Origin of the sequence: Pseudokineococcus basanitobsidens, from assembly GCF_037482545.1 — a bacterium.
GTDB classification, from domain to species: domain Bacteria; phylum Actinomycetota; class Actinomycetes; order Actinomycetales; family Quadrisphaeraceae; genus Pseudokineococcus; species Pseudokineococcus basanitobsidens.
Genome location: NZ_JBBIAA010000033.1, coordinates 18,640 through 28,257, shown reverse-complemented (window position 1 = coordinate 28,257; position 9,618 = coordinate 18,640). Strand labels below are relative to the sequence as shown.

At 76.7% G+C, this 9,618-nt stretch carries 11 protein-coding genes; 2 read left to right on the top strand and 9 right to left on the bottom strand.

Annotated elements, in window-relative coordinates; all coding sequences use genetic code 11:
* Positions 1-92: 92 nt before the first annotated feature.
* The gene (locus WDZ17_RS15960) at positions 93-677 is read right to left on the bottom strand and encodes a TIGR03086 family metal-binding protein (protein ID WP_339576172.1); all 585 of its coding nucleotides are present in this window, start codon (positions 675-677) and stop codon (positions 93-95) included.
* 37 nt (positions 678-714) lie between these two features.
* On the opposite strand from WDZ17_RS15960, the gene WDZ17_RS15955 reads away from it, so the two are divergent.
* Entirely contained in the window at positions 715-1,569 is an 855-nt protein-coding gene (locus tag WDZ17_RS15955) for a helix-turn-helix domain-containing protein (RefSeq protein WP_339576171.1), read from the top strand.
* Between the two features lie 43 nt (positions 1,570-1,612).
* Here the strand turns inward: WDZ17_RS15955 and WDZ17_RS15950 are convergent, their stop codons facing one another.
* The 6 genes from WDZ17_RS15950 to WDZ17_RS15925 form a co-directional block, all read right to left on the bottom strand.
* Positions 1,613-2,116, bottom strand: coding sequence for a molybdenum cofactor biosynthesis protein MoaE (locus WDZ17_RS15950; RefSeq protein ID WP_339576170.1), 504 nt, complete (start codon positions 2,114-2,116; stop codon positions 1,613-1,615).
* Between the two features lie 22 nt (positions 2,117-2,138).
* Positions 2,139-2,852 carry a DUF4031 domain-containing protein gene (locus WDZ17_RS15945; protein WP_339576169.1) on the bottom strand — a complete coding sequence of 238 codons (714 nt, stop codon included), beginning with the start codon at positions 2,850-2,852 and terminating at the stop codon, positions 2,139-2,141.
* 214 nt (positions 2,853-3,066) lie between these two features.
* On the bottom strand, positions 3,067-4,692 hold the full coding sequence (groL, locus tag WDZ17_RS15940) for a chaperonin GroEL (protein ID WP_339576168.1): 1,626 nt from the start codon (positions 4,690-4,692) through the stop codon (positions 3,067-3,069).
* Positions 4,693-5,132: 440 nt separating this feature from the next.
* The gene (locus WDZ17_RS15935; RefSeq protein ID WP_171203256.1) at positions 5,133-5,339 is read right to left on the bottom strand and encodes a cold-shock protein; all 207 of its coding nucleotides are present in this window, start codon (positions 5,337-5,339) and stop codon (positions 5,133-5,135) included.
* A gap of 223 nt (positions 5,340-5,562) precedes the next feature.
* On the bottom strand, positions 5,563-5,748 hold the full coding sequence (locus WDZ17_RS15930; RefSeq protein WP_339576167.1) for a hypothetical protein: 186 nt from the start codon (positions 5,746-5,748) through the stop codon (positions 5,563-5,565).
* Positions 5,749-5,773: 25 nt separating this feature from the next.
* Positions 5,774-6,118: a DUF3263 domain-containing protein gene (locus WDZ17_RS15925; protein ID WP_339576166.1), complete on the bottom strand. Its 345-nt coding sequence runs from the start codon at positions 6,116-6,118 to the stop codon at positions 5,774-5,776.
* A gap of 163 nt (positions 6,119-6,281) precedes the next feature.
* Here WDZ17_RS15925 and WDZ17_RS15920 point away from each other — a divergent pair, with 163 nt between their 5' ends.
* On the top strand, positions 6,282-7,076 hold the full coding sequence (locus WDZ17_RS15920; protein ID WP_339576165.1) for a uracil-DNA glycosylase: 795 nt from the start codon (positions 6,282-6,284) through the stop codon (positions 7,074-7,076).
* A 15-nt stretch (positions 7,077-7,091) separates the two neighbouring features.
* On the opposite strand, the gene WDZ17_RS15915 is transcribed toward WDZ17_RS15920, so the two are convergent.
* Both WDZ17_RS15915 and WDZ17_RS15910 read right to left on the bottom strand, forming a co-directional pair.
* Positions 7,092-8,573: a threonine/serine exporter family protein gene (locus tag WDZ17_RS15915; protein WP_339576164.1), complete on the bottom strand. Its 1,482-nt coding sequence runs from the start codon at positions 8,571-8,573 to the stop codon at positions 7,092-7,094.
* Positions 8,574-8,613: 40 nt separating this feature from the next.
* Positions 8,614-9,573 carry a VWA domain-containing protein gene (locus WDZ17_RS15910; protein ID WP_422632011.1) on the bottom strand — a complete coding sequence of 320 codons (960 nt, stop codon included), beginning with the start codon at positions 9,571-9,573 and terminating at the stop codon, positions 8,614-8,616.
* Positions 9,574-9,618: the final 45 nt, after the last annotated feature.

Below are 9,618 nucleotides of genomic sequence, written 5' to 3'. Positions count from 1 at the left end.
AACCGGCTGACCCCTCGCCCAGGGGAATCTTCGCGTCAGCGCCTCCTCCTGGCCACGACGGCGGGCTTCTGCAGGTCGCCCGGCGCGACGGGTCAGGCCCGCCGTCCGAGGCGCGCGAGCACCGCGGTCTCCCGGGAGGCACCGGCGGGCACGTCGAGCGCCGGCGCGCAGATGCCCTCCATGTGCAGCGCGTCGCCGAAGCCCTCAGCCCCCCGGTCCACCCGGTCCAGCTCGGCGGAGGTCAGGTCGGGGTCCAGGCCGACGGCACGGGCGACGTCCCAGCGGTGGACCACCATGTCCCAGACGTAGAACCGCTCCAGCGTCTCACCCACGGTGGTGGGGCCGAAGAAGCCCTCGAACGTCGTGGCCGGCACCGGCGAGCCCAGGACGGTGCGCACCGCGTCGGCGTGCGTGCGCCACGCACGGGCCGGGTCGGTGCCCACCTCGGGGGCGGGGCCGAGCCTCGCGCCGTGCTCCTCCAGCAGCGCGCGCTGCGTGGTGACGAGGTGCTCCACCACGTCCGCCGCCGTCCAGCCCTCGCACGGGGAGGGCGCGGACCACCGCTCGGTCGGGACGTCGTCCAGCACCCGGCGCAACGCCGCGTCGGCCGCCGCGTAGGCCGCGGCGACCCCCTGCTCCCGCTGCTCGTGGCCGCCGTCGTCCTCGCTCGTCGTCATGACGGCGACACTAGGGATGCGCCAGGCTGCGGTCTTGATGGAACCCGACAGCGCGCGGCGGGACCCCTCGCCCCCGGACGTCGTCGAGAGGGCGCACCTGCGGCGACCGGACGACACCTCGCACACCCTGGCGCGCTACGCCCCGCCCCCGGGGCTGGAGCATCTCGTCCGGCGGTTCTGGTTCCCCGTCTGGCACGTCCCGCCCGGTGAGGTGTCGGTGCAGGAGGTGCTGCAGCACCCGGTGTGCCTCCTCGTCGTGACGCCGACCTACGCGCGCTTCTACGGCGTGACGTCCGGCCTGTCCCGGACGGTCCTCGAGGGGGACGGCTGGGCGGCCGGCGTGATGCTGACGCCCGCCGCCGGGCACCTCGTCGCGGCGGAGCCCCTGTCGACCTTCGCCGACCGCTCCGTCCCCCTGGCGCAGGTGCTGCCCGGGGCCGGTCCGGCGCTCGTCACGGCGGTGCGGTCGGCCATGGCCGAGGACCCCGCGGCCCCGTCCTCCCACGCCGCCGCGATGGCCGCCTACGCGTCGGTGCTCGGCGACGTGGGCCCGGTCGACGCCGAGGGCGCGCTCGTGGACCACGTGCTCGCCCTCGTCGAGTCACGCCGCGACCTCACGCGGGTCGACGAGCTGTGCGCGGCCGCGGGGCTCTCCGAGCGGGCGCTGCAGCGGCTGACGCGCCGGCGCGTCGGGCTCGGTCCTAAGTGGCTGATCCAGCGCCGGCGGCTGCACGAGGCCGCGGAGCTCGTCCGTGCGGGCGCGACGCCCCACGCGGAGGTGGCCGCCCTGCTCGGGTACGCGGACCAGGCCCACGTCGTCCGGGACTTCTCCCACGTCACCGGCACGACCCCGGGTGCCCTGGCGGCCCGGTACCGGAGGAGGGACGGCTGAGGTCGCCGGACGGCGCCGGCGTCCGCCGCTGCCGGTCGCCGGGTCAGGGCATCCCCACCCACTCGTCGCCGCCGTCGGCGAGCAGCTGGTGCTTCCAGACGGGGAGCCGGGCCTTGACCTCCTCGACGACGGCCTCGCACGCCGCGAAGGCCTCGCGCCGGTGCGCGGCCGCGACGGCGACCGCGAACGCGACGTCCCCGACGTCCAGCCCACCGGTGCGGTGGCTGACGGCGAGCGCGTCGACGGGGTGGGCGGCGAGGACCTCGCGGGCGACCTGCTCGACGACGGCGGCGGCGCTCGGGTGCGCCGAGTACTCCAGGCGGCTCACGCGCTGCCCGTGGTCGTGGTCGCGGACGACGCCGCCGAAGGTGACGACCGCCCCGGCGGCAGGGTCCTCCACGGCCGCGGCGTGCTCGGCCACGTCGAGGGCGTCCGCGGTGACGACGGCGCGCACGAGGCGGCGGGCCGGCGGCGCCACCCGGCTCGTGTCGCGGTCGCGGGGGCCCGGCGCGGTGGGGGCCTGGTCGCCCGTCGTCCTGCTGGTCATCCGGCCACGGTAGGCGAGCCGCTCAGCGCAGCGCGGCGGCGGCCGCCTCGAGGCCGGCCGTGACGAGCGGCCACCACGCCGGGCTGCCGCAGGCCTGCTGCGCTCGCGCCGCCGGCTCGACACCCAGCTCGACCTCCGGGGCGCGGACGACGGCGTCCGGCCGGGCGGCGACGAGGGCGAGGTGCCGCCAGCTCGACGCGGGCGGTCGGCCGCCGCCCGGGGTGGTGCCCACGACCGGCCGGTGCCGCGAGAAGCCCAGCGGCGAGCCGGCGCCGGGGACGACGACGGGCAGCGTCCAGGGGTCGTCCTCCGAGCCTGCGGGGCGGCGGAGCAGGAGGCGCCCCTCCCCGTCGAGGACGAGGCCCCGGGCGCCGCGCGTCGTCGCCGCGGGAGGTGCCGAGGTGCTGACGACGAGGTCGACGTGGACCCGGCTCCCGTCGGGCCTGCGCTCGAGGCGGCTGTCGAGCACCTGCTGCCCGCGGCGCTTCGGCACGCGGAGACCGCTGGCCACCAGCCGCCGCAGCAGCTCGCCCGCGGGGACGACGACCGCGCCGGCGGCCAGGAGGTCGGGCAGCCGGTCCCCCGGGACGTCGTAGTGGTCGCCCTCGAAGCCCCGGCGGGGGATGCCGACCCCGGCGGCGAAGACGTGCAGCTCCTCCAGCGAGGTGTCGCTGACGAGGTGGGACCACTCCCGCCCGTGCGCCGGCCACCGCGGGGGGTCGACGAGCACGGCCACCGGCCGACCCTACGTCGGCCCCGCCACGACCCCCACCCGCGGCGACGTCCGGACCACCCCCTCCCCGACCCCGGTCTGCCGCCACGCCGGGGCCGGACGTCCCTCACAGGACACCAGGCACGAGGCGGGGACGCCGCGAGGGCGGCACCCCGGTGGGGGTGCCGCCCTCGTGGGACGTGCCGGGCGAGCCCGGCGGTGGTTCAGGAGGCGTGGATCAGAAGTCCATGCCGCCCATGCCGCCGTCGCCACCGGCGCCCGCGGGCTGCTTCTCCGGCTTGTCGGCGATGACGGCCTCGGTGGTGAGGAACAGGGCCGCGATGGACGCCGCGTTCTGCAGCGCCGAGCGCGTCACCTTCACCGGGTCGTTGATGCCCGAGGCGAGCATGTCGACGTACTCGCCCGTGGCGGCGTTGAGGCCGTGCCCGACCTCGAGGCCGCGCACCTTCTCCGCCACGACGCCGCCCTCGAGACCGGCGTTGACCGCGATCTGCTTGAGCGGGGCCTCGACGGCCACCTTGACGATGTTCGCGCCGGTGGCCTCGTCGCCCGTGAGCGAGAGCTTCTCGAACGCGCCCTTGCCCGCCTGGATGAGGGCGACGCCGCCGCCGGCGACGATGCCCTCCTCGACGGCCGCCTTCGCGTTGCGGACGGCGTCCTCGATGCGGTGCTTGCGCTCCTTGAGCTCGACCTCGGTGGCCGCGCCCGCCTTGATGACGGCGACGCCGCCGGCGAGCTTGGCGAGACGCTCCTGGAGCTTCTCGCGGTCGTAGTCGGAGTCGCTGCGCTCGATCTCGGCGCGGATCTCGTTGACCCGGCCCTGGATCTGGTCGGTGTCGCCCGCACCCTCGACGATGGTCGTCTCGTCCTTGGTGATGGTGACCTTGCGCGCCTGCCCGAGGAGCTCGAGGCCCGTGTTCTCGAGCTTGAGCCCGACGGTCTCGGAGATGACCTGGCCGCCGGTGAGGATGGCCATGTCCTGCAGCATCGCCTTGCGGCGGTCGCCGAAGCCCGGCGCCTTGACGGCGGCGGAGCGGAAGATGCCGCGGATCTTGTTGACGACCAGCGTGGCCAGGGCCTCGCCGTCGACGTCCTCGGAGATGATGACGAGCGGCTTGCCCGACTGCGTGACCTTCTCCAGCAGGGGGAGCAGGTCCTTGATCGAGGAGATCTTGCCCTCGTTGAAGAGGATGTACGCGTCCTCGAGGACGGCCTCCATGCGCTCGGAGTCCGTGACGAAGTAGGGCGAGATGTAGCCCTTGTCGAAGCGCATGCCCTCGGTGAGCTCGAGCTCCAGGCCGAAGGTGTTGCTCTCCTCGACCGTGATGACGCCCTCCTTGCCGACCTTGTCCATCGCCTCGGCGATGAGCTCGCCGATGGCGGGGTCGCCGGCGGAGATGCCCGCGGTCGCCGCGATCTGCTCGCGGGTCTCGACCTCGGTGGCGGAGTCGAGGAGCTGGGTGCTCACGGCCTCGACGGCCTGCTCGATGCCGCGCTTGAGGGCCATCGGGTTGGCGCCCGCGGCGACGTTGCGCAGGCCCTCGCGGACCATGGCCTGGGCCAGGACGGTGGCGGTCGTCGTGCCGTCGCCGGCGACGTCGTCCGTCTTCTTGGCGACCTCCTTGACGAGCTCGGCCCCGATCTTCTCGTAGGGCTCCTCGAGCTCGATCTCCTTGGCGATGGAGACGCCGTCGTTCGTGATCGTGGGGGCGCCCCACTTCTTCTCGAGCACCACGTTGCGGCCCTTGGGGCCGAGGGTGACCTTGACGGCGTCGGCGAGCTGGTTCATGCCGCGCTCGAGGCCGCGACGGGCCTCCTCGTCGAACGAGATGATCTTGGCCATGCTGGGGATGTCCTCCCGGTGACGGGTGGGGTCGGCCGGCAGGTGCCCGCGACGGACGAGCAGCGCCCGGGGCGGTCACGTCCCGCCCGCGCGCGGCCCTCACCTTCACGACCGAGGTCCGTTGTCACTCTCGTGCGAGAGTGCCAGGCCCCATGATGAGCACTCGAGGCCCCCGAGTGCAAACGCCTGCGACCCCGTCCGGGGCGCCACGTCCGCGGCGGACCCCGTGGACGACGTCGCCGCCGCCCCCTCGGGGGANTGTCACTCTCGTGCGAGAGTGCCAGGCCCCATGATGAGCACTCGAGGCCCCCGAGTGCAAACGCCTGCGACCCCGTCCGGGGCGCCACGTCCGCGGCGGACCCCGTGGACGACGTCGCCGCCGCCCCCTCGGGGGACGGCGGCGACGTGGCCCGTCGGCCGGGCGGCTCGGGCGCGTGGCGTCAGGAGGCGGGGCGGACGGCCTCCGCCTGGGGGCCCTTCTGGCCCTGGCCCACCTCGAACTCGACCTGCTGGCCCTCCTCGAGGGAGCGGTAGCCGTCCATCTGGATGGCGGACCAGTGGACGAAGACGTCGGGGCCGCCGCCGTCGACGGTGATGAAGCCGTACCCCTTCTCGGCGTTGAACCACTTCACGGTTCCCTGGGCCATGTGCGCTGCTCCTGTGTCGCTCTGTGCGGATTCGCAGGCCCCGGCGCGGCGCCTGCGGGTCTCACGCTCGCGTGGCTCGCGATGGTTCCGACGTGCGGGCCGTCCCTACAGGGTGTGCATGGGGGACCGTGGATCGCCGAACTGATCGACCGGCGCCGACAGTAGCCGTCCGGCGCCCGCGGTGGCGAGGTCCTGCGCCGCCTGTGGAGGGCGGGCCGCCGCCTCATCCCGCCGCGGAGAACCAGACGGTGACGACGAGCACGGCGAGCACCGCCAGCACCAGCACGACGAGCACGGGCGCGAGCCGGCGCAGCGCCCCCGGGCGCGCCCGGTGGGCCCCCGCCCGGCGCGGGTCGGCCGCGGGGTCGACGAGGTCGCCGTCGTGGGCCGACCCTGCCGCCCGGCTCACCGCCGCACCGCCGTCGTCGGGGAGCTCACGCCTCGTCGCGGGCGCCGAGGCGGCGCTCGCTGCGGCTGCGCTGCCGCTGGCTGCGCATGCGGCGCAGGCGCTTGACGAGCATCGGGTCGTGGGCCAGCGCCTCCGGGGAGTCCAGGAGCGCGTTGAGGACCTGGTAGTAGCTCGTCGCGGAGAGCCCGAACAGCTCGCGGACGGCCTGCTCCTTGGCCCCGGCGTAGCGCCACCACTGCCGCTCGAAGGCGAGGACCTCGGCGTCCCTGCCCTGCAGGCCGGAGGGCGCCGCGGACGAGGGTCCCGTCCGGACGGCCCCGGCTCGGTCCGGCTGCTCGCCGGTCGCACCGGCGCTCGCTGCGGTGTCCACGCGACGGCTCCCCTCGACGTCCTGGCGGGCGGCCTCCCCGCGGCTCGTGCGGGCACCCTACGCGCAGGACCACACCGGTGTGGTTCGTCCGCACCGACGCCCCGGCCGGGTGCGCCGGGCGCGCACCGCGGTCCCGTGGCGGGCGGCGGCCTAGCGTGGCGCCGTGCCGCCGGACGCGCTGGAGCAGGAGCCCCTCCCCCTCGCCGGGGCCGCGCCGTCGCCGGGGGGCGGCCCGTCGGAGGCCGTCGCGGCGTCGGCCCGGGCGGCCGGCGTCGACCTCGACGTCGTGCACGCCGACTGGTGGCCGCTGCTGGCGCCCGCGTCGGCCGCGCTGTCCCGCGCGCTGGCGGCCACGGCCGCGGACGTCGCGGCGGGCGCCCAGATCTTCCCCCGGGGCGAGCGGGTCCTGCGCGCGCTGGCGCAGCCGCCGGGGGCGGTGCGCGTGCTCGTGGTGGGCCAGGACCCCTACCCGCGACCGGGGCACGCCGTCGGCCTCGCCTTCTCGGTGGAGCCGGACGTGCGGCCGCTGCCGCCGACGCTGCGCAACCTCCTCGCCGAGCGGGACGCCGACACGGGGCTGCCGCCCGCGGCCACCGGGGACCTGTCGCCCTGGGCGGCCCGGGGCGTCCTGCTGCTCAACCGCGTCCTCACCGTGGCGGCCGGGAGCTCCGGCTCGCACCGTCGGCGGGGCTGGGAGGAGGTCACCGAGCAGGTGGTCCGGGCGCTCGCCACGCGGGGCGGCCCCCTCGTGGCCGTCCTGTGGGGCCGGGACGCCCAGGCGCTGAGGCCGGCCCTGCGCGGGGTCGCCGTCGTCGAGAGCGCGCACCCGAGCCCGCTGTCGGCCCGCCGCGGGTTCACCGGGTCGCGGCCGTTCTCGGCCGTCGACGCCGCGCTCGCCGCCCAGGGCGCCGGGCCGGTGGACTGGTCGCTCCCGACGACCGCCGGGCCGGCGGGCTGATAGGGAAGGGGGCGGTCAGCTGCGCAGCGGGGCCTGCCGCCGTCGGCGGCCCTCCTGGTCCAGCCCCCGCTCGACCGGGGCGACGACCGAGTCGCCGAGGGAGACGCCGGCGCCGATCGCGAGCGCGACCGCCACGGCCTGACCGAGGAGCACGAGCCCGGTGACGACCGTGCCGCTGGTCAGCTCGGCGAGCGCGGTGTAGATCGTCAGCCCCGGCAGCAGCATCACCGTCCCGGGGACGACGACGGCCAGGGGCGTCGCGCGCCGCCGCAGCGCCGCGACCCGCCCGACGGCGCCCACGACCACGGCGGCGACGAGCGTGCCGGCGGCGCGCGGGCCCTCGCCGTCCTGCACGAGCTCCAGCGCGACCTGCCCGGAGGCGGCGGCGGCGGCCGTCACGAGGAGCAGGCGCGGCGGGGTGCGGTAGGCGACGGCGGCGGCCGCAGCGCCGAGGGCCGTCGCCCCCACCGCGACGAGCGGCGGCGTGAGCGCCCCCCCGACCGCCGCGCCGGCGGCGGTCGTGTCCACGCCGGGCACGCCCGCCCGGCGGGCGACGTCGAGGGCGGCGACGACGCCGCCGATGATCGCGGCGGTCGTCATGACGACGGTGACCAGACGCGCGGCCGCGGTCACGGGGAACCCGCGCAGCGCGTCCTCGACCGCCGCCACGAGGGAGCCGCCGGGGAGCAGGACCACGATGCCGCTGGCGACGACCAGCGCCGCCGGCGGGACCTGCCCGGCGAGCGAGGACGGCAGCACGTCCGTGAGCAGGGACAGCACGGAGGACAGCGCCCCGGCGACGAAGGCGCCGGCGCCGACGACGAAGAAGCTGGGCGCGCCGGCGCGGGACATGGCCCGGGCGCCCGCGTCCACGGCCACCGCGAGGGCGAAACCCGTGACGAGGGCGAGCGGTCCGCCGCCGAGCCGGGCGACGACGGCGACCGCCAGCAGCCCCCAGGCGACGCGCACCATCCACCCCCGGTAGGGCCGCGGCATCCGCTCGACCTGGGCGAGCCGCAGGGCGACGTCCTCACGGCCCAGCCGGCCGTCGACGAGGTCGCGCACGAGGGAGTGGGCGGCGGACAGCCGTGCGTACTCGGTGCCCCAGGTGCGCAGCACCTGCAGCCGGGCGACGGGCGGCGCGCCCGGCGGCGCGTAGGCGAGCGTCACGGAGGAATACGTGATGTCGACGTCGAGGTGGTCCTCGGACAGGCCCAGCGCCACGGCGGCCGCGACGACCGCCGCCTCGACCTCCGCGAGCGCCGAGCCGGAGCGCAGCATGAGGACGGCGAGCCGCAGCAGGACGTCGAGCGACCGGGTGGCGTCGTCCGGCGCCGCCATCCGCAGCGGCGAGGAGAAGGGGGTGCCGCGCAGCCGTTCGACGACCGTGATCGGCCGGGTCTGCTCCTCGGTGCCGACCACCCGGCGGCGCCAGCCGGCCGTGCGCGACCTGCCGCGTCCGACCGGACCGGTGCCCGGCCCCTGCTTCTCGCTCACCCGCCGCTCCTCCGCTCCCGGCCCACGGGCTCGGCCGGACTCACTGCGAGATGCGCCCGAACCACAGCAGCGACCCCAGCGCGGAGGCGACGACGAGCAGCAGCGACACGCCGGTCCACCGCGCGGTCGTCTCCTCCTGCTCGACCACGGTGCCGATGGAGGAGCCGATGTCGTCGTAGACCTCGGTGAGCTCGCCCAGCGACTCCGCCTCGTACGCCCGGCCGCCCGTGGTCTCGGCGATGTCCGCGAGCTCGGCCTCGTTGACGGGCACGGGCGTGCGCACGCCGTCCTGCGTGATGACGCCGCCGGGGGTCCCGAAGGCGATGGTGGACACGGGCACGCCGGCCTCGGCGGCGGCGGCCGCGGCGTCGGCGTTGGTGCGGCCGACCGTCGTCTCGCCGTCGGAGAGCAGCACGACCGCGGCGGGCACGGGCGCCGACGGGTCGTCGGGGTCGGGCGGGGCCTGCTCGACCGCCTGCAGGGCCGCGTACAGGCCCTCGCCGATGCCGGTGTAGGAGGTCAGCTGCAGACCGTCGACCCCGCGGTCGACGAGCGAGCGGTCCGTGGTCGGCGGGACGAGGACCTGGCCGGAGCCCGCGAAGGCCACGAGCCCGACGTTGAAGCGCGGCGGCAGCTGGGCGACGAAGCGCTTCGCCGCCTCCTGGGCGGCGGTCAGCCGGTCCGGCGCGACGTCGGTCGCCCGCATCGAGATGGAGACGTCGACGGCGAGGACGACGGTCGCCCGCTCCCGCGGCACCTCGACCTCGCCGACGGGGCGGGCGAAGCCCACGACCGCCGCCGCGACGCCCGCCACGAGGCCGGCCGCGACGACGTGCCGGCGCCACGCCCGGCGCCGCGGCGCGGCCGAGGCCAGCAGCGGCAGCGCGGAGAAGCGCAGGGCGTTGGTCCGACGCCGGCGCTGGACGAGCACGTGAGCGGCGACCAGGGCCGGGACGAGCAGCAGGAGCCACAGCCGCTCGGGCGCGAGGAAGCCCGTCACCAGCCCCGCGAGGGGGCTCCCTCCGGTGCCGTCACCGAGGGCTGC